This window comes from Moraxella oculi, assembly GCF_023336735.1.
GTDB classification, from domain to species: Bacteria; Pseudomonadota; Gammaproteobacteria; order Pseudomonadales; family Moraxellaceae; genus Moraxella; species Moraxella oculi.
In genome coordinates, this window is record NZ_JAMBAQ010000003.1 from 104,236 (window position 1) to 125,374 (window position 21,139).

18 protein-coding genes and 1 pseudogene are annotated in these 21,139 nt (G+C 40.0%); 17 read left to right on the forward strand and 2 right to left on the reverse strand.

The window, feature by feature from the left end; genetic code table 11:
- Positions 1-290: 290 nt before the first annotated feature.
- From dusA to nuoC, 9 genes are all read left to right on the forward strand, one after another.
- Entirely contained in the window at positions 291-1,259 is a 969-nt protein-coding gene (dusA, locus tag M2R47_RS02660; RefSeq protein WP_249098525.1) for a tRNA dihydrouridine(20/20a) synthase DusA, read from the forward strand.
- Between the two features lie 161 nt (positions 1,260-1,420).
- Entirely contained in the window at positions 1,421-2,782 is a 1,362-nt protein-coding gene (gene glmM, locus M2R47_RS02665) for a phosphoglucosamine mutase (RefSeq protein ID WP_249098528.1), read from the forward strand.
- 264 nt (positions 2,783-3,046) lie between these two features.
- A complete protein-coding gene (lolA, locus tag M2R47_RS02670) occupies positions 3,047-3,715 on the forward strand; it encodes an outer membrane lipoprotein periplasmic chaperone LolA (RefSeq protein ID WP_249098531.1) in 669 nt (222 codons plus the stop codon).
- A gap of 259 nt (positions 3,716-3,974) precedes the next feature.
- The gene (ndhC, locus tag M2R47_RS02675; RefSeq protein ID WP_249098534.1) at positions 3,975-4,580 is read left to right on the forward strand and encodes an NADH-quinone oxidoreductase subunit A; all 606 of its coding nucleotides are present in this window, start codon (positions 3,975-3,977) and stop codon (positions 4,578-4,580) included.
- Between the two features lie 225 nt (positions 4,581-4,805).
- A complete protein-coding gene (locus M2R47_RS02680; protein WP_249098537.1) occupies positions 4,806-5,465 on the forward strand; it encodes an NADH-quinone oxidoreductase subunit B in 660 nt (219 codons plus the stop codon).
- A gap of 136 nt (positions 5,466-5,601) precedes the next feature.
- Entirely contained in the window at positions 5,602-6,057 is a 456-nt protein-coding gene (locus M2R47_RS02685) for a YqcI/YcgG family protein (RefSeq protein WP_249098540.1), read from the forward strand.
- 157 nt (positions 6,058-6,214) lie between these two features.
- Complete coding sequence (locus tag M2R47_RS02690) at positions 6,215-7,309, forward strand: MFS transporter (protein WP_249098544.1); 1,095 nt, start codon at positions 6,215-6,217, stop codon at positions 7,307-7,309.
- 13 nt (positions 7,310-7,322) lie between these two features.
- Positions 7,323-8,561 (forward strand): ATP-grasp domain-containing protein, encoded by a 1,239-nt coding sequence (locus M2R47_RS02695; RefSeq protein WP_249098547.1) that lies wholly within the window; start codon positions 7,323-7,325, stop codon positions 8,559-8,561.
- A gap of 129 nt (positions 8,562-8,690) precedes the next feature.
- Positions 8,691-10,439 (forward strand): NADH-quinone oxidoreductase subunit C/D, encoded by a 1,749-nt coding sequence (gene nuoC, locus M2R47_RS02700; RefSeq protein WP_249098551.1) that lies wholly within the window; start codon positions 8,691-8,693, stop codon positions 10,437-10,439.
- Positions 10,440-10,495: 56 nt separating this feature from the next.
- On the opposite strand, the gene M2R47_RS02705 is transcribed toward nuoC, so the two are convergent.
- Both M2R47_RS02705 and M2R47_RS02710 read right to left on the reverse strand, forming a co-directional pair.
- On the reverse strand, positions 10,496-11,692 hold the full coding sequence (locus M2R47_RS02705; protein WP_283162895.1) for an MFS transporter: 1,197 nt from the start codon (positions 11,690-11,692) through the stop codon (positions 10,496-10,498).
- A 5-nt stretch (positions 11,693-11,697) separates the two neighbouring features.
- Positions 11,698-12,741 (reverse strand): HesA/MoeB/ThiF family protein, encoded by a 1,044-nt coding sequence (locus M2R47_RS02710; protein ID WP_249098557.1) that lies wholly within the window; start codon positions 12,739-12,741, stop codon positions 11,698-11,700.
- Between the two features lie 320 nt (positions 12,742-13,061).
- On the opposite strand from M2R47_RS02710, the gene M2R47_RS09685 reads away from it, so the two are divergent.
- The 8 genes and pseudogenes from M2R47_RS09685 (at position 13,062) to nuoG (ending at position 21,139) form a co-directional block, all read left to right on the forward strand.
- Positions 13,062-13,214, forward strand: a complete 153-nt coding sequence (locus M2R47_RS09685) for a hypothetical protein (RefSeq protein ID WP_249098560.1) — start codon at positions 13,062-13,064, stop codon at positions 13,212-13,214.
- A gap of 90 nt (positions 13,215-13,304) precedes the next feature.
- Positions 13,305-13,880, forward strand: a pseudogene (locus M2R47_RS02720) (ATPase, T2SS/T4P/T4SS family); the annotation flags it as partial.
- A 19-nt stretch (positions 13,881-13,899) separates the two neighbouring features.
- Entirely contained in the window at positions 13,900-14,319 is a 420-nt protein-coding gene (locus M2R47_RS02725; RefSeq protein WP_249098563.1) for a DNA cytosine methyltransferase, read from the forward strand.
- A gap of 55 nt (positions 14,320-14,374) precedes the next feature.
- On the forward strand, positions 14,375-14,755 hold the full coding sequence (locus M2R47_RS02730) for a DNA cytosine methyltransferase (RefSeq protein WP_249098567.1): 381 nt from the start codon (positions 14,375-14,377) through the stop codon (positions 14,753-14,755).
- On the forward strand, positions 14,748-15,842 hold the full coding sequence (locus M2R47_RS02735) for a restriction endonuclease, SacI family (protein WP_249098571.1): 1,095 nt from the start codon (positions 14,748-14,750) through the stop codon (positions 15,840-15,842). Before M2R47_RS02730 ends, M2R47_RS02735 begins: the two co-directional genes overlap by 8 nt.
- A 241-nt stretch (positions 15,843-16,083) precedes the next feature.
- Complete coding sequence (nuoE, locus tag M2R47_RS02740; protein WP_249098574.1) at positions 16,084-16,593, forward strand: NADH-quinone oxidoreductase subunit NuoE; 510 nt, start codon at positions 16,084-16,086, stop codon at positions 16,591-16,593.
- The gene (gene nuoF, locus M2R47_RS02745; protein WP_249098577.1) at positions 16,590-18,023 is read left to right on the forward strand and encodes an NADH-quinone oxidoreductase subunit NuoF; all 1,434 of its coding nucleotides are present in this window, start codon (positions 16,590-16,592) and stop codon (positions 18,021-18,023) included. The genes nuoE and nuoF overlap by 4 nt, the downstream gene beginning before the upstream one ends.
- Positions 18,023-21,139 (forward strand): NADH-quinone oxidoreductase subunit NuoG, encoded by a 3,117-nt coding sequence (gene nuoG / locus M2R47_RS02750; protein ID WP_249098580.1) that lies wholly within the window; start codon positions 18,023-18,025, stop codon positions 21,137-21,139. The genes nuoF and nuoG overlap by 1 nt, the downstream gene beginning before the upstream one ends.

Consider the following 21,139-nt stretch of genomic DNA (forward strand, 5'->3'; position numbering starts at 1 on the left):
CCATTTGATGGTGCGTGCCATACTACCCAGTTTTTCTTTAGATCTGTATGGTGGGCTATTTTATACCATTTTTTGGGACTGTTGGCGATTGAATTGAATAATTAACCCAAAATGATTGGCAGTCAATGGTTTTTAACACTTGGTTGAGTGATGTTTCAATGTTATTTTTTATGGTAAAATAAAATCTGAATCATGCTGGTATGGGCTTGGTTGTTGATGTGTCTCGTGTTTGGCTGGTTGTTGTGTTAAAAGTGTTTTTAGTTGTTTATTTTTGAGTGGAAATTTTATCAATGATTGATTTTAAAGACAAAAAAGTCATCTCTGTTGCACCCATGATAGACTTTACAACAAGTCATTATCGCATTTTTGCTCGACTATTTAACCCTCGTATTCACCTTTATACCGAAATGATTAGTACGGGGGCGATTTTAAAGGGCGATGCGGATCATCATTTGCGATTTTTTGATCGTGAGCCACCACTGGTATTACAATTGGGTGGCAGCAATCCCAAGGAGCTTGCAGAATGTGCTAAGATTGCCCAAGGCTATGGATATGATGAGGTCAACTTAAATGTCGGCTGTCCTTCTGATCGTGTGCAATATAACAAAATCGGAGCTTGCCTGATGGCAGAACCTGCTTTGGTAGCACAGTGTGTTCGTGCGATGAAAGATGCTTGTGATTTACCGATTACGGTCAAACATCGCATTGGGATTGATGATTTTGATGACTATGAGTTCATGAAAAACTTTGTGCAAACGGTGGCGGATGCGGGCTGCCAGCATTTCATTGTTCATGCCAGAATCGCCTTACTCAATGGTTTGTCTCCCAAAGAAAACCGTGAGGTTCCTCCATTGCGTTATGAAGAGGTGTATCGCTTAAAATCAGAATTTCCAGAATTGTTCATACAAATTAACGGTGGCATTAAAACACTTGATGAGATCAAAGCACACCTAAAAGTGGTTGATGGCGTGATGGTAGGAAGGGAATTTTACCACAATCCAATGTTGCTTGGTCAATGCAATGAGCTTTGGGGAGATCCAGTTCCTACTCATGCGGAGATTTTTTATCAATTGCTGAGGTTGTTGGAGCATTTTGAAAGTCTGGGCGTGCCTTTAACGGTGGTCATGCGACATTATTTAGGATTGTTTCAAGGCTTGGTGGGTAGTAGAAAGTGGCGACAGGATTTGAGTGGTAAGCGACATCTAAGTCTTGATGATGTGCGTAGAAGTGGTGAGATGGTGCTGGCTCTTAATGCATGATACGAACTTAAAAAGGGCAGTCTGAAAATTGCATCAAAATACCGTAGGCGTGTATAATACCGACTTAAAGACGATAAAGATGCCAGTTTGACAGGGCGACATGATTAAAAAATGACTTGATGTCAGCATTGATGATTTAATGACTTTTTTGGAGTAAGGTGATGAGTTATTTTGGTACTGATGGCATTCGTGGTGAATTTGGCGTATTTCCAATCACGCCTGATTTTTTGTTGCGTCTGGGTTTTGGGGCGGGCAGAGTGCTGGTGCGTCAAGCAAACAACCCAAAAAAACGCCCTAGTGTCGTCATTGGTAAAGATACTCGTCTGTCAGGCTATGTCATTGAAGCAGCACTGCAAGCGGGCTTTAACGCAGCAGGTGTTGATGTATACCTGCTTGGTCCGTTACCCACGCCTGCAATTGCCCACTTGGTTAAAAGTTTCCATGCTGACATGGGGGCGGTGATATCAGCATCGCACAATCCTTATCATGATAATGGCGTGAAGCTCTTTTCTCATGAAGGAAAAAAAATCTCTGACGAGCTCCAAGAAATGATTAACGAAGAGCTGAATGATCTGGTAGGGGAGATGGACATGCGTCTGTCTCGTTTGACGGGCATTAAGGCTGACAGTATTGGTAAAAGCTATCGTGTGGACGATGCGAAAGGTCGCTACATTGAATATTGCAAAGGAAGCTTTCCTTATCACCTAAACCTAAATGCCTTAAAAATCGTCATAGATTGTGCTAACGGTGCGGGATATAGCGTTGCACCTAGGGTGCTGCGAGAACTGGGAGCTCATGTCATTGCCATTCATCATGACCCAAATGGCGTCAATATCAATGACCAATGTGGCTCTACCCATCCCCAATCGCTACAACAAGCTGTATTAGAGCATGAGGCTGATTTGGGCATTGCCTTAGATGGCGATGGGGATCGCATCATCATGGTAGATGAGCAAGGCAATCTGGTTGATGGCGATGCGATTTTGTATGTTTTGGCAAATCATCACAAACCCAATGGGATTGTGGGTACGCTGATGAGTAATGTGGCACTAGAGCTTGCCATGCGTGAGCGTGGTATTGATTTCCACCGTGCTAAGGTGGGTGATCGCTATGTCATGCAAGAATTAGAAACGCATGAACTATCCATCGGTGGTGAGCCTTCTGGGCACATTCTTTATCTTGACAAATCACGCACTGGCGACGCCATTGTCGCAGGGTTGCAGGTGTTGATGTGTATGATAGAACAAAACACCACCCTAAGTCAGCTTACTCAAGAATATGTGCCTTTTCCGCAAACACTCATCAATGTTCGCTTAGCCCAAATGTCCGACCCTTATGATAATGATGAACTGGTCAAAGTATTTGACACTGCCAAGCAGCAACTGATCGGTCAAGGTCGCCTGTTGATTCGTCAATCTGGCACAGAACCTGTGATTCGTGTGATGGTTGAATGTCAAGATGAGCAACTGTGCCAAAGCTTAGCTTGTGATATTGCCAAACAGATACAAAAAGTACTCGGTTGATTCATCCGTTTTTTTTTGAGATGGCAGGTGTATTTGAGTGTGATGGCGGCTGGTCATTGTTAACAGTTTTGTTAAGGGTGATGAAAGTTATTTAAACTGTGAGATGATTTGCAACAATTGCTTGGAGTTGGTTGCAATTTTCTAGTAGATTGCAACACTAAAAAATGGCAAAATCACGCATCAGTACATCATTTGGGCTTTAATGTTGGTTGTGTTTTGTCAATTCGCCCATCATTTGATCTTATTGCCATAAAGGAGATAATCATGTCAAAATCGAACATCATTAATGCTTTGACTTTAAAAGCGTGTTTGACCGCTGTTTTGGGAATGGGTGTGGGTGCGGTGGCACTACCAGCGGTTGCCATTGCCGAACCAGCCAGCCAACAAATGGCAGTCAGTAATCTTAATAAACTGCTGTCTGCCACCAACTCAATGACTGCTCATTTCACTCAAACCACCAATGCAGGTAAAAAAACAACCAATTACAGTGGTACGATGGCGGTGCAGCGTCAAAATCAATTTCGCTGGGAAACCAAATCGCCAGCCCATCAGTTGATTGTTGCCAATGGGTCGACCATGTGGGTGTATGACCCTGATTTAAATCAAGTGCTCAAACAGTCTACTGCCAATCAAGTAGGTGATTCACCAGCGATTTTACTTTCAGGCGACCCTAAAAAAATCGCCAGCAGTTTTCATGTCAATCAACCAAACATCAATAAAAATTATTTTAAACTCACGCCAAAATCTGGTAATGCAGGATTTAATGAGCTTTACATCAGCTTTAATGGAGGTAAGCCAGTTCAAATCATTGTCATGGACATGGCAGGTCAGCAGACCATCATCCGATTTAGCAAGATTAGCGTCAATAAGCGGATTGATGGTGGTCAGTTTAATTTTACCGTACCTAAGGGTGTTGAAATCATCAATCAATAAGTTGGTTCATCTTATTTGATATTAAAATGCCTTGCAGGATTCATTCAATCATATTCTTTGGTCAAAACTCCGAGCGTGTCAATGCCTGGGGTTTTTTATTGACATTCTGTGTTGATTGATAAAAAAATGATAAAATAATTGAGATCTTTCATAGGTATTGTGCCAAATTGTGATATAATGCCTCCAAAAATCTGGGTGTGTCAGAAGGTCTTGACCATCCTTGAATTCATCATTCAAAAAAATCACGCAGGGGTGATTCATGCCAGCCGAATGGTCAGCCATTATCTACTTGCTAGCTGCACTGGGGCTAGTAATCTTTATGCTTGTCGTACCACGCTTGTTGGGTGGTTTTTCAAGCGGTTCTCAAAAACAAGAAAGCTTTGAAGCTGGGGTGGTATCTGCTGGTACTGCCCGCATTCGTTTGTCTGCCAAGTTCTACTTGGTGGCGATTTTCTTTGTGATTTTTGATTTGGAAGCTTTGTATTTGTATGCCTATTCGGTGAGTGTGCGTGAAGTGGGCTGGGTGGGTTTTGCCACCGCCACCGCCTTTATTGGCATTTTATTCGTAGGCTTGGTGTATGAGATGAGACTGGGTGCCATGAATTGGGCGCCTGCTGATAAGCGAGGTAAAAAACCACGCATTTTGTCTCGACCAGCTGATTTTGATTTGGCAAGCATTACTGCTTTTACCACAATCGATGACTTACATACCGATCCTACCGGTAAGGTGCCCGCTCAATCGTCTGGCAAAATTTTTGCAGGGCGTAAGGATTTGCAGACCATACTTGAAAAAGACAAACAAGATATGGAAAATATTGACCACATCAATGACACAGGACGAGTTATGACGCAGAAGTTTGATTGATGGAATTGATCAGTAATGAAATTTGGCAATTATCAATTCAATTCTTTTTTTCTGATGTGAGCTGTTGTTTTTTTATCATAGCAATGGCATTCCAAATTCCTGCCTTTATCACTTCAGTGGTTATTTGTTTTATTTTTAGTATCAAAAAGATAAAGAATTCGCCAAATAAAGATTAACCAACTCGTCATCTTAGTTTATTTAATACTTAACTTGCGAAACACTACTATGAAATATACCTTTACTCGCCCCAATCTAGATAAAGAAATTTATCCCAAAATCAACCGTGACATTGTTGATGAAAAAGAAATCGAAAACTCGATCTTTATGGGTAATTTGTCCAATCTCGTCCACGCTGCTGCCAACTGGGGGCGTAAGAATTCATTATGGCCGTTTAACTTCGGCACAAGCTGTTGCTATGTGGAATACGCCACGACTTTGACGGGCGTACATGATTTATCTCGCTTTGGGGCAGAGGTCATTCGAGCATCGCCTCGCCAAGCCGATGTGATGATTGTGGCAGGGACTTGTTTTGTTAAAATGGCACCCGTTATCCTGCGACTGTATGAGCAAATGCTAGAACCTAAATGGGTCATTTCAATGGGAGCGTGTGCCAACTCTGGTGGTATGTACGACATTTATTCGGTGGTGCAGGGCGTGGATAAGATTATCCCTGTAGATGTGTATATCCCTGGCTGTCCACCCCGTCCAGAAGCCTTGATTCAAGCGATCATGCTTTTGCAAGACTCTATCCAAAAAGAGCGCCGTCCTTTGGGCATTCATCTTGACCAAGGTGTATATCAGCCTGTCATGATGCCTGAAAGGGATAGAAAAAACGCCGAACGCATTCTTGTAAAAAATTTAAGAAGTCCTGATGGCGTAGAGTGAGTTTTATCTGCTGGCTTAAGTGTGGGCAATGATCATGTCATGATATTTTTACTTTCATGATAATTTTTTTATTGTTAAGAGTTGTGTTATGATTTTATTTTAAAATTAATCGTGTGGTAGAAAGGAGTATTTACCCATGAATAAGATGATGTATTCTCAATCTGAAATTGCCAAGATGCAAGGTTGGCTGGGCGATATGGGAAGGCAAATTTTAGGAAGATTTGATTGCAATGATGCAAAACAAAAAGCATTATTTCCGCGTCTATTTGCTCGTAAGGCATTTGCACAAGGTATGGTAAAATTTTTACCGATAGCTTATGTGCGAGATAAGGCTCAATATGATTTAGAGTGTTTTGCACAGGGTTTAAAAAATTACCTAGAATTAGCAATGTCAGCAAGGTTAAGTAGAAGTTTGTGTGATACTTTGGTTTTGGTTATTAATCCAAGAGAGCGTTTTGATGTTTTTGCAGGAGATGATGAAGCAGGTTATGCTATTAGAGAACGGATAAGAAAAAATATAGATCATTACGATTTAATTTCCAGAAGTCCTTTACTTGGTCATTATCAGCTTGGAGAGCTGGAATGGGTTTAATATATTGTTGCCCATCACCAATGATGAAGAGCCTATGCAATGCCTACTTTCTTTTGAAAAGTACCGTAAGATTACATAAGGAGTCAGGATAGTGGACTTAAAGAAATTCTATGGTGCTTTGGTTGTCTTTTATTTTAGTGACATGGCACTACTGATTATGGTCATTTGGCTGTCTTATCAAACAACCAAAAACCCTTTCATGCTTGGCTTAATGCTATTTGTTAGTACAATCATTCCATTTGTATTAAAGAAACTTTCCAAAATTAATTTGCTGTCTTTACCTCCTCATCACCTCATGCTATCACGCATTTTATTTTATCTTATTGTTTTTATTCTGTCGGCACTCAACCCATCTGTTTATAGCTTTATCGGTCTTGCAATAGTATCTGGAATGCTTGGAGTGAGCATATTAAGTAATTATGAGACTTATAATAACTATCTTGTCATGAATGGCAGTGTTTCTGCTAATAAAGCATCAAGATATATGCAAACTGTCATACAAATTGGTGCTTTTGGTGGGGCGATGATAGGAGGAATGTTATTAAATCATTTGTCATTTTTTTATTCCATGGCAAGCATCGTCTTGGTAGACATTGCTTTTGCCATTATTTTTATGATTTGGGCAAAAAATGGAGAATTTTCCCAAATTAATAATCAAGCAGTTGATAATAACAAAAAAATTGTCAATCGAGCTGTTTTTTTGGATAAAAAGCACATTTATTTATTATGCGTCATGTTGGGGTTTGTTGGTGTTCATATCATCAGCTTTAATCTGACCACACCGATTATATTTCAAGAAATCAAACAGTGGACTGCCCAAGATTTTGGTTTATCCAGTGCTTTTGCTGGTATAGGTGCTTTTTGTGCAGTTTTTCTAAAAAGCAATACAAAAAATTGCTTGGTAATGGCAATGTGCTTAATTTTTGCCGATTTAATATTTGTTATGTCAAGTATGAAAATATTATCACTAGCAATATGTTTTTTTATTGGATTTTTTATCAATAGTATTAGGATATTAATAAGGGAAAAATTATCTTTATTGGCAAAAGATATAGAGCAAGCTAATTTTATTGGTCAAAGTAGTGCTGTTTTTTATACCATTTTTCAAGCAATTGCCAGCTTGGTATTTGGGTACATATTAGCCAGTGTGCAAAATGTGAATACTGCTCAAATATTTTTACCATTAATGGCAGTGATTATTACTGTGTTTTATGTGGGCATGCTTTTTATGAACAAAACGCCCACCAATTAGGAGTGTCATTTTTATGGTCAAAGGCAAGGTTGTTATTGTAGACCCATTTTCTACTGGCGCATTGTACGCACAAAAATTTCATGAGTTAGGTCATCAGTGCTATGCCGTTCTTGCCAACTCTAAGATGAACGCAAGTTATTTTAGTTTTGACAATACTTATTTTGTCAATAAGACAATGTATTCGGTACAAGAGTGTCAAGAAGAGCTGCATAAAGATGAGGTTTTGGCAGTTGTTATTGGTTCGGAGACTGGTGTTATCATTGGTGAGCAGCTGGCAGATTATTTTGGGGTGGCGGGAAATTCTATAACAAGCAGTCTAAAACGCCGAGACAAATTTGTCATGCAAAATTCGTTAAAAGAGCATGGATTGAAGCATATCAGAAGTCAACTCATCACGACTAATGACGGACATGTGTTTGACAGTGAAAATGGTTACATTCTTAAGCCTGTTAATTCAGCAGGCAGTGATGGCGTCATGTTTTTTGCAAATAAAACAGCACTGTATGAACACATTAAAGGCATTGACTACACAGCGATTAATGCATTGGGAATAAAGAATGACAGTTACATTGTGCAATCATTTGAGCGTGGTGATGAATTCGTTGTGGATATGGTTGTGCAAGATGATGACATTTTTATTTGTAGTTTGTGCATTTATAAGAAAAGTTGTTATAATGGCAGTCGGTTTGTTTATGAAAATATGCAAATGTTGGATATTGCAGACAAAAAATACGAAGCCATCATTCAGTACGCAACACAATGCGTTAAAGCACTGGATGTTAGATTTGGACCAGTACATATGGAGTTGCTGGCACAATCAAGTACTGATGGCTACATCAATCCTATCATGATTGAAATTGGTGCAAGGTTGCATGGAGGGGTCGCACCCATCATTTTTGAAAAATGTTATCGGCCAAATTTACTTGAATTGAGTGTTGCAAATTATTTAAATCAAGATTTAACACGGTTTTATAAAAAAGTAGAAGATCAGATATTTTATTCAGAAATGTTCAATAAAGCCAAAGTAGTGTTTTTAATCAATAGTCAAAAGAACGGCAAACTGGATGAGCGGTTATTTTTATCAAAAATTCAAAGCTTGCCTAGTTTCTATCAGGTTAAGATCATCGCTAATGGCATAATGCCCATAACGGTAGATTTGCTTACTTGTCCTGTTTTGGTGTGTTTGGTTGGTAAGACATCTGATGTTGATGAAAATAAGTTGAGAACAATGTTTAATGAGAGTATTTATTGAGTTATGTTGTCATTCTCCTACCCAATCATCTTTTAAAAAATAGACATTTGCGGTAAAATTTACCACTTTGTTAAGATTTTTGGCGATTGCAAGCTCCGCGCAAGCATCCACAACCTCACAAGGATCATTATGAGTGTCAATCACATTCACGATTTTGAGATTTTAAACGAACTTCAAGCGAAGTTTGATGATTTAACCATCCAAGAAGCACAAGATGGCATTCCGACTGTGTGGGTGGATAGGGGACAAGTGCTTGATGTCTTACTGTATCTGCGTAAATTACCCAAGCCCTTTGTGATGCTCGTGGATTTATCCGCCATTGATGAGCGCTTACGCACGCATCGACATGGACAGCCTGCGTCTGATTTTACCGTGTTTTATCATCTGATGAGTCTAGAACGCAACTCAGACATTCGTATCAAGGTTGCCTTAAAAGAGGGTGAGTCTACCCCAAGTGCCACACAAATCTACCCCAATGCCAACTGGTATGAGCGAGAGGTGTGGGATATGTTTGGCGTGGTGTTTGACGGACATCCGCACCTGACACGCATTTTATTGCCCAAATACTGGGAAGGACATCCTTTGCGTAAGGAATACCACGCAAGAGCGACCGAGTTTACGCCCTACTTTCTAAATACCGCCAAACAGCAGTTTGAACAAGAAAACCTACGATTCGTCCCCGAAGAATGGGGAATGAAACGCTCAGGGCGAGACGAAGACTTTATGTTCCTAAATATCGGTCCAAACCACCCGTCCGCACACGGAGCTTTTCGTCTGGTGTTACAGCTTGATGGCGAAGAGATTGTGGACTGTATCCCTGATATTGGCTATCATCATCGTGGGGCAGAGAAAATGGCGGAGCGTCAGACTTGGCATTCGTTCATTCCCTACACCGACCGCATTGACTATTTGGGTGGGGTGATGAATGAACTTCCGTACATTATGGCGGTGGAAAAACTTGCTGGTATCACGGTACCTGACCGAGCCAACACCATTCGCATTATGATGAGTGAATTATTTAGGATTACCAATAATTTATTGTATTGGGGAACATTTATCCAAGATGCGGGCGGTATGACCCCTGTGTTTTATATGTTTGCCGACCGTCAAAAGGCGTACGACATCATTGAGGCGGTAACGGGCTATCGGATGCACCCTGCGTGGTTTCGGATTGGTGGGACGGCAATGGATTTGCCAAATGGCTGGGATAGGCTTGTGCGTGAGTTTTTGGAGTGGATGCCAAAACGCATTGACGAATATTATAAGGCGACAATGACCAACACCGTGCTAAAAGGGCGTACCCAAGCCGTTGCCCAGTACGATGCCAAGCACGCTTTGGCGTGGGGCGTAACAGGGGCGGGATTGCGGGCGACTGGCGTGGAGTTTGATTTGCGTAAAGCTCGTCCGTATTTGGGCTATGAAAATTTTGAATTTGATGTGCCTGTCTTTTATAACGGCGATGCCTATGACCGCTGCTTGGTCAAAATTGAAGAAATTCGCCAAAGTTTAAGAATTATCAAGCAATGCCTTGACAATATGCCATCAGGTGCCTACAAAGCCGACCACCCACTGGCTGTGCCACCACCCAAAGACAAAACTTTAAAAGACATTGAAACACTTATTAATCATTTTATCTCGGTATCGTGGGGTCCTGTGATGCCAGCAGGCGAGTCGGCGTGTATGGTTGAAGGGGTCAAAGGGCTAAATAGCTATTATGTGGTGTCGGACAACTCAACGATGAGCTACCGTACACGCATTCGCACGCCCACTTTTGCTCATTTGCAACAAATGCCGTCTGTGATTAACGGCTCTTTGGTATCAGATGCCATTATTTATCTCGCTAGTATTGATATTGTAATGGCAGATTGTGATAGGTAGATGCAGATGACAGATTGGATTTTTGATTGCGATCATTAAAAATCCAATCTTTGCCATTATTGTTTTTTAAAGTAATAATTTGTTGGCAAGTAAAGAGATATTAATAAAAAAAGTATTATGGAAAGGGAGATGAAACCAATTTTATCTGTTAAAAATGTAATTATTGGAAATATGATTAGCAACATGATGCGACTGATAAAAAATCCCATATTATCAAGAAATGATCGATGGTTATCTGGTATAACATCATGAAATCTTGCTGATGTTTCTATTATGAGAAATTTAACACCAAAAAACATTGTAAACAGAGAAATTAGTATCAGTGTAGTTCCTTTTATGGATTGATTGAATAATAATATTGCCAATAACATTAATATTAGAGAGCCAAACATACAAATAAGAATATATGTATGTTTGTTTTTTATCTTACTGTTAACAGCATAGCTAGAAAATAGTTGAGCTAGGGAGACAATAGAAAAAAACACTCCATAAATCCATCCTAAATCACTTGGGCTGAAATTTTTTATAATTGGTTGCCATAGCTGTAAAATAGTTTGAAAGTATATAAGTAATATGGATGTTACTAATAGTCCATAAAAAATTTCTTTTTTGTGGTTTATTATTTCTAATAACTCTCTAATATCTTTCTTGATATTTGATGTATTTTTTGATGTATTTTTTTTACCCCTAGTATTGTAGACATCATTAGGGAGTTGAATGAGCGAACCTATGCTAATTAAAAACAATAAGGTCGACGCAATAATCCATATTATGTTTGATGTTGGGTTTAAGAAACTAGCACCAACAAAGGCACATAATGCCATACCTAAACTATTGTATTTATTATCGTACGATAATAAAGTTTTATTGTCTAAATTTGGAGCTAGTTTATTTTTTGTATCAATTAAGTATGACACATAAGCACCATTAAATAATGATAGGGAAATTGCATTTAATGCTTCGGCTATATAAAACTGCCAAATATTAGAAGCGAATGCTGTCGTTAATAACCATAACGCACCAAAAAAAACTCCCAATATTGTGGATAGTTTGCGACTGTACCTGTCAGTAATATAGGAAAGAGGTAGGTCAACAATCATCATGAGACCAAATTGAAATGATTTTAGCAGACCTAAATCTGTTAAATTTATACCTTTACCTAAAAGATATAAAACAGAGACGCCTCCAACAAGCATGCGAAAACTACCAAAAGCCACGCCATAAAAAATGATAGTGCGTAATATTTTTGGCATGGTGACTATTTCTGACACAAGCAGTCCTTACGTGGATAAAAAACCTGCTCTTCAGTTCTTAAGCTGTCAAAATGTATGCCTATTCTCTTATTTTTTGATAAAATTTCTCCAAATCCACCCAAATAGCGTAGTATATCTCCAACCGCATACATGGCTGCAATGTTGCTAACAGGAGCGTAAGTGGCTGGTCTAAAATTTCTTTCAATGTCAGTAATAATTTGATGGAAAGGATCTCTCTCTGTATTGTCTGGCATATATTGAGTGCAATTGAAACAGGAGGTTATTTTTGGGATATAAAATGGACCAAATGTAGAAATATCGTTAATATAACCTGCATTAATATAGGCTTGTTTCTTTTTAACACAAGCAAGATTAACCCAATTAATCAGGTTGTTTGGCGTATCTGCTGATAGTATGTATAAATCTGAACTGTCTAGCTCTAGGATGTCATTCTCTGATTTAATGTTAAGATGCTGTGTTGTAATTTTAATTTCTGAGTTTCTTTTGATTAGCTCTCTGCTTAATATATCAATCTTTGCTTGACCGATGTCACTTTCACTAAAAAGCACTTGTCTTGTTAGATTGCTAATCTCTATAATATCACTATCAACCAAATGAATATGACCCATACCTGCAACTGCCAAAACTGATGCGATATGATTTCCAATGCCGCCACACCCAATGACCGTTACAGATGATTTCTTTAATTTTTCTTGAACCAATATCGGGTTTGCACCTTCATGGCTAAAATATAAGAAGTTTCTACTGTATCTCTCATCTGGATTAAACGCACCATGTATCATAATTAAGTGATTTTTGTAGATAATTTCAAAAGCTTCTTTGGTTTTTTGAATATGGAAACCTATTTTAGAAACTATTAATTTTTCCATATCCTCTTTGGTGCTTGGAGATAACCACTCATGTAAAATTAGTGCAATATTCTCCCATAACAATCTATCCTTGATTAGAATTTGCTTGGATCCAATACCAATAATACCAAAGTCTTGGTATGTTCCAATACTTGCATAATGAGCTGTTTGATATAACATATCTGTATCCCTACCTGATTGAATAATTAAAGAAAATAAGAAAAGACATTAGCCTCAATTATTACCCAGCTAACGCCTTTTATTTCAGATTGGCGTGTAGCCATCTTATTAGTTACGAACTGCTGCGATCATGGCAACTTCCTTGTCTATTGTGGGTTTTTGATGTACAATATGCGAATGATACGCTACTGCAAACTAAACAAATACAAGCAACCGTTTAGTTTGATTTAATTATATTCTTAATTAAATTTGATGTCAGTCATTTATTTTATGAAATATTTTTATATTTAATGAAATAAGATGTTATATTAGGCTATAGAATGACTGAACAAACCAAACCCAATTTTACCGAAACCAAATTAACCGAAGCCAAAACCATCATGTACAATATGCTCACCAAAGTCGTTGAGATTGGGGTATCGGATTTATTTATCACGGCAGAATTTTTGCCCAGCGTCAAACCCAAGGCTTGATGAAACCGCTTGGCAAGCAGGTGCTAAGTGCCGACAAAACCAAATTGTCTGTATGCAGTATCATGAACGATTATTAGCGTGATGAATTTGAACTTGAAAAGGCAAGCCCTTGAAGTGATTTTAATTGGTGAGATTCGAGATACCGAGACGATGGAGTGTGCCATTGCCTTTGCTGAGACGGGCATTTGTGCCCTGGTACGCTCCATGCCAACAACGCCAACCAAACGCTTGACCGTGTCATCAACTTCTTCCCGGAAGAACGCCGTGGACAGCTTTTGATAGATTTTTCTAGCAATATGAAAGCGATTATTAGCCAGCAACTCATTCGTACCGAAGATGGCAAAGGTCGGCGAGCGGCGGTGGAGATTATGCTTAACCACTCGCCTTGTGGCAGATTTGATTTTAAAGGGTGAAATGCACGAGTTAAAAGCGATTATGACAAAAAGCCGTGAAGCGGGTATGCAGACCTTTGACCAAGCCTTGTTTGATTTGTATGACGAGGGGGTGATATCGTATAATGAGGTGATTCATAATGCCAACTCTGCCAATGAACTTCGCCTACAAATTAAGTTAAAGGCAAAACGCCGTCCTGATGAGCAGGGGGGTGGCTTTTCGCTTCATAGTGATGCCCCTGAGAAGGAAGATAGAGAAGAAAGAGCAATCTAGGTAATATATGAGAATTGCTGTGAATACACCAATAATGCAATTACCCTTGTCTTTTGAATTGCCAATGGATAATGGAATTGCTGCGCCTAATCAAAATAGCAAACCTATTCAATTTATTGATTTATTTGCAGGGATTGGGGGTTTTCATCAAGCCTTGCACAATCAAGGGGCAAATTGTGTGTTTGCAAGCGAATGGGATAATAAATGCCGAGAAACTTATCAAGCGAATTTTCATCAAATTTCCCTCAATTTATTTACTCAAAATCATTTTGCAGGTGATATTACCAAGGTTAATCCAAGTTCAATTCCCAATCACGATGTGTTATGTGCAGGATTTCCGTGTCAGCCTTTTTCCATTTCAGGAAAACAAAAAGGATTTGATGACACTCGTGGTATTTTGATTTTTCAAAAATTAAAACCAAAAAAATCAAATTATTAAAGACTTTTTAGATAATGATGATTTTGAGTATCTTGACCCAAGTGAATATACTTTATTGGATAAATCATTATGGAAAGCCCAAAAGTCAGGTTTGATTTTTTGTGGTTATCGCAATAAATCCATTCGTATCAATGGCACTCGCCCCAATACCGAACATTTATCAAGGGTGCATAAACAGTCCAATCGTATTTATCATACTGACGGCACACACCCTACATTACCTTCACAAGAAACTTCGGAGCGGTTTTTTATTTATGACGGTATTGGTGTTAGAAAATTGACCATTGATGAATGTTATAAATTACAAGGGTTTAATAAAAATTTTCAAAAAAATGCTCAACTATCAGCCTGTTACAATCAAATTGGCAATTCAGTTGCTGTGCCAATGATTGAAGCGATTTACGAGCAAATTTTGGAGCAATATTTTAATGACTAATATCAACCCAAGACAAACTTTATTGGATATTTATCAAAAATCTGATGATATTTCTGATATTAATATTGATAAAAATATCAATGAGCAGTTACAATTTATTTTAAAAAGAATTACAAAAAATAAAGGGGTTTATACGGTTTTAATTACTTTGGCATTATATAAATATCTTTATCCTACCCAAGATATTAGACAGTACAAAATAGAATTACCAAACGGATTTTTTGGCAGAAGTTTTGATTTTAATTATGTTACACCAACTTTAAAAGAGATTGGTTTGCCTGCAATGGCGGAAAGTGGCTGGCTAACAAGAAGTTTAGAGCAACCATATCCTTATGATATGAATTATCAGGGTGAAATACGAGACTTAAAATCGGAATTTTTACATATTGTAGCCTATATTCAGCAAGGTCAAAATCAAGCCTATGATGTTTTAAGAATGCTATTAAATGGCGGTATTTTATTTAAACAAGCCAATGAGATTGCCATTCAAAAAATTGACAATCAAGAAATTCAAATTTTTCAAATCATTGAATTATTAAGACAACATTTTGAATTTAATTACCAAACACACGGTGGGTCAAAATTACCTGTGCTTGCATTTTATGCTATTTACCAAATTTTAATCCAAGAATTAAGCCGTTTTCAAAATTGTGAATTAGGAAAATTGGGTTCTCATACCGCATCTGATATAACTTCAAAAAGTGGTGGTGATATTGAAGTTTTTAAAAATGGGAAAGTTTTTGAAGCGCTGGAAATTAAACTGAATAAAGCTCCTGATAGCCATATGGTAAGAATTGCTTATGATAAAATCAACAAATTTGGCATAAGTCGTTATTATATTCTGTCGGGATTGCCTATCAACCCGAGTGAATTAGATGAAGTCAATAAGTTGATTGATGAAACTAGACAAGAATACGGTTGCCAATTGATTGTCAATGGCTTATATCCAAGTTTGAAATATTATTTGCGTTTGATTTCTGACCCTAAGCTATTTTTAAATCTATACATTGATTTGGTTGAAAAAGATAGTGAGTTACAAATTATCCATAAACAAAAATTGCAAGAACTGATAGCGAATATGGTTTAAGAAACAACATAGATGGCTTTGTGGCGATTGGGATTTGTAATGGCTCTACCAACCCCCACAAATCCGCCCAAAAATCGTGTATAATACGCACCGAAAAAGTGGTTTGCCAATTTAAGTAAATTTGAGAATGATTATTAAGAGTAGCGTTTACTTACATTGATAAATCAAAAAATAGCCAGTCCGCCCTACCAAGCAGGGTAACAGCTAAACAGGGCAATAGACTAGCAAGCAAGGTGGCTTTATGAAAATAGTAACCGACAAAACCCCCAAGGTCGCCATTGAGGCGATTTTAACGCCCCAAGAAATTGACGGCATTCATCATCACATTCATCACTACCCACAGGCTCGTGCGGCGGTGCTTGATGCCTTAAAACTGGTACAAAAACGCAACGGTTGGGTCAATGATGCTCAGCTTCATGCCATTGCTCAGATGCTCTCCATGCCCGTATCTGATGTTGAGGGCGTGGCGACATTTTTTAACCGCATTTACCGCTCACCAGTCGGTCGCCATGTGATTTTATTGTGCGACTCTATCGCCTGTTATTTGACGGGTTTTGAGGCAGTGGAAAAAGAATTGAAAGCTCAACTGGGCATAGAGTACGGTCAAACGACACCAGATGGACGCTTTACTCTATTGCCAATCTGTTGCTTGGGAAATTGTGATAAAGGACCTTCCATATTGATTGATGAAGATACTTATGGACCTGTTGAAGCCCATGAAGTCATGAAAATTTTGGAGCAATATCAATGATTTATAATCATATCAATAACAAAGCGGATTTGGCAAGCCAGATTCAAGCACGCCAAAAAGGACTTGCTCCCAGCCAGCTAAACCGCCAAAAAACCCCCATTTGGGGCGTGGGTCTTGAAAATGGACAAGCACCAACAAGCTTAACACACCCTTTAACATGGCGACTGTATCATCACGATGCTGTATTAAAGTTGGCTGATTATGAAAGATTGGACGGCTTTCAAGGCCTAAAAAATGCGTTAGCAAAAACCCCAAAAGAAGTGGGTGAAATGATTAAAACCGCCAATGTGCGTGGGCGTGGCGGTGCAGGTTTTAATGCAGGGTTAAAGTGGACATTCATGACACCACCTGATGGTGGCGTTCGTTATTTAATTTGTAATGCGGACGAAATGGAGCCAGGGACTTTTAAAGACCGCTTACTGATGGAGAGATTGCCGTTTCAGCTGATCGAAGGCATGCTGATTACTGCTTATGCGATTGGGGCGAGTGCGGGTTATATTTTCATTCGTGGAGAATATTTAATCGCTGCTGAGCGGCTACAAAACGCCATTGATGAATGCCTTGACAATCATTTGTTGGGTGATGGTATTTTGGGTACAGATTTTAAATTTCACTTACACATTCATACGGGGGCAGGACGCTATATTTGTGGCGAAGAAACTGCTTTGATAAATTGCCTAGAAGGCAGGCGAGCCAACCCACGCACCAAACCACCATTTCCCCAAGTGTCAGGAGCGTGGGGTCGCCCAACGGTGGTTAATAATGTAGAAACACTCAATAACATGCCTGCCATTTTAGTCAATGGCGTGGACTGGTATCTCAACTTGCCAAAAGCAAAAGGCAAATCTGAGACTCCTGGGACAAAAATCATGGGGTGTAGTGGGCGTGTCAAAGATGCGGGGCTTTGGGAATTGCCATTTGGTTACACCGCACGAGAAATTATTGAACTGGCTGGCGGTATGCAAGATGGCTTAACACTAAAAGCGTGGCTACCTGGCGGAGCGAGTACCGACTTTCTGACAGCAAGCGATGAGCATTTGGATTTGGTGATGGATTTTGACCCCATTATGAAAGCAGGTAGTCGTTTGGGAACCTGTTTGATGATGGTTGTTGATGAAACGCAAGACATGGTCAGCCTTTCGCATAATTTACAAAAGTTTTTTCAACGAGAATCTTGCGGTTGGTGCACACCTTGCCGAGATGGGTTGCCGTGGGGGGTGAAAATTTTAGACAGTCTTGACAAGGGGGAGGGTGAACAAGGCGATATTGAAAAACTCTCTGAGCTTACTCGTGATTTATGGCTTGGTAAGACCTTTTGTGCCCATGCACCAGGAGCGATGGAGCCTTTGATGAGTGCATTAAAATATTTTCGCCCAGAATTTGAAAGTAAGTTGGTTAATAACGGCAATAGTGAACAGGAGCGTATCTGATGGCGGTCATTCATATAGATGGCAAGAGCTATGAGGTGGACGGTAGCGATAATTTGCTCCAAGCATGTTTGAGTTTGGGCATTGATGTGCCATATTTTTGTTATCATCCAGCTTTGGGTTCAGTGGGGTCTTGCCGTCAATGTGCGGTCAAGCAGTATAATAATGAAGATGACTATAAGGCAGGTCGCGGACGGCTGGTCATGAGCTGCATGGTTGCTCCGACCAATGACATGTACATTTCGGTAGATGATGCGGAAGCTAAGGATTTTAGAAAACGCATTGTAGAATATCTGATGACTAATCACCCACATGACTGCCCTACTTGTGAGGAGGGTGGTCATTGTCATTTACAAGACATGACTTATATGAGTGGGCATAGAAGTCGCCGTTATCGCTTTACCAAAAGAGTGCATCATAACCAAGAGTTGGGAGCATTCATCAACCATGAAATGAATCGCTGTATCGCCTGTTATCGCTGTGTGCGTTTTTATAAAGATTATGCTGGTGGCGAAGATTTTGGCGTGTATGCAAGTAATAATCGTGTTTATTTTGGGCGTGATACTGATGGGCAGTTTGAAAGCGAATTTAGTGGAAATTTGACGGAAGTTTGTCCAACGGGGGTGTTTACTGATAAAACACATTCTGATAGATATAATCGCAAATGGGACATGCAATATGCCCCAAGCATTTGTCATGGTTGTTCAACAGGGTGTGGTATCTCAATCGGTGAACGCTATGGCGAGTTACGCAGAGTAGAAAATCGCTACAATCCTGATGTTAATGGCTATTTTTTATGCGATAAAGGGCGCTTTGGCTATGGTTATGTCAATCGTGCCGACCGCCCAGTCAAGCCATATGCCAATACCATTGCTGGTAAACAGCAACTTGATGCCAATCATGCCCTAGACCAAGTGGCAAGCTTTCTTAATGGCAAAAAAATCATCGGCATAGGCTCGACTCGTGCCAGCCTAGAAAGTAACTTTGCTCTAAAAAAACTGGTTGGAGAGGCTTGGTATAGTACGGGTGAACGCACAGCCATTAAGAATTTGGTTGATTTGGGTGTCAAAATCATGCAAAACAAAGACATTCATAATGTGTCTTTGGCACAGATTGAAATGGCAGATAGCGTGTTCATCTTGGGCGAAGATCTGACTCAAACCGCCAGTCGTGTCGCACTTGCGGTGCGTCAAGCCGCCAAAAATAAAGCTCGGCAAATGGCAGCAGCTCTTCGAACACAAGAGTGGTTGGCAGAACCCGTCAAGCGTATCGGTCAAGAAAATCACAGTCCGATTTATGTAGCAAGCGTCAATGAAACAAAGCTCGGTGACATCGCCAAAGTGGCAGCTGTCGCCACCCCAAATGACATTGCCAAGCTTGGTTTTATGGTGGGTGATGTTATCAAGGCATATGCTGATGAATTAACGCAAATCACAGAATTAGAAAATGCCATTTTTGCCAAAGAGCAAGATTCAAATCTACAAATTGATGATGGCATGGCATTGGAGTTTTTGGCACATCACATCGCTTATGATTTAGTCATGGCGGATCGTCCATTGGTAATTTCTGGCACGAGTTTGTCATCAAAGGCGGTGCTGCAAGCAACTGCCTACATTGCACAGACTTTGACGGTTAAGCGTGCCCAAATCGCTCATGTTGAGCGTAAGTTTATTGAGGTGGAAAATGCCAAAATTCGTGATGAGGTGATGCGTCAATTTGCCGATCCTGATAACAGTGCCAAGGTTGATGGAGAGCATCCGACCGAAAGAAATCCTGATGATTTTGAAAAGGCACTACAATCTCGCTTGTTGAAAGTGAATACTCACTATGCCCAAAAGACAGGTGTTTACATCGCCATGCCTGATGCTAACAGCGTGGGGTTGAATTTATTGGGCGGTCGTGCGATTGAGGAGGTTTTGGCAAGTGATTTTGATGTCTCGGTGGTGCTTGAATGTGATTTGGCTAATTTGACACCAGCTCAATTTGACCAAATCATCAGTAAGCCTTTGGTTGTGCTTGATCATCAAAGCTATGACTGGCATGATGAGGCAGATTTTGTCTTATCAAGTGGATCATTTGCTGAAAGTGATGGTACTCTTGTCTCAGCCGAAGGGCGGGCAGGGCGATTCTTTGCCGCTTATGACAAAAAATATTACGAACCAAACAGTGATGTTAAAGACAGCTGGCGATGGTTGCATGCATTAAGTAGCACGCTTAATGCCACTTCGTCTGCCAGTGAGCCAAGTTGGCATCACTTGGATGATGTCATTAAGGATCTTGTGGCAACATATCCGAAGTTTGAGATGATCAAGCATGTCGCCCCTGAATCAAGCTACCGCATCACAGGTTTGAAGATTGCACGCGAACCACGGCGTTATTCGGGTCGCACCGTTCTGCGCGCACCCATTTCCATTCATGAACCAATGCAGTCGAAAGATTTGGATTCGGCACTGACTTTCTCAATGGAGGGGTATGTAGGCGACAGAACAAACGCAAATTTAATTCCCTTTGCATGGGCGGCAGGCTGGAATTCACCACAAGCATGGAATAAGCTACAAGGCAAGGTTGGTGGCCATCTAAAGGGCGGTGATGTCGGCATTCGCTTGTTTGATCATTTGCCAACCAATGAGATGGTTTTTGAGAAAGTGATGGTGGATAAATCTTTGATTGGCGGCATGACTGACAGCAGGGTGTCTCTTGTGCCCATTTACCACCTGTTCGCAAGCTCGCCAATGACGGCTCGTAGCCCCATTGTGGCAAATCAGATGAAGCCTATTAGCTGGTTGATGGGATATGATGACGCTGCTCGCTGGATGATTGACGAAGGTGATGAGTTGACCATCACTCAGAATCAGACAAGCATTACTCTACCTGTGGCATTAACGGAATATTTGGCAGATGGCTGTATAGGGTATGTGGCAGGTGCGGTGCCTTTTGATTCTTATGTGCCAGTAACCATAAAAAAGGCTGACAATGATCACTCTGTCTTCATGCCAGCGTATGCACAAAGCATGGCTAAATTGGCAAGTGTGAAAAAACAAACGATTTTTACACCAAAAGCAGGCTTTAATAATCAGCCATTTTCTCAAATGATAACCAACCAAAACATGGAGGTTTAA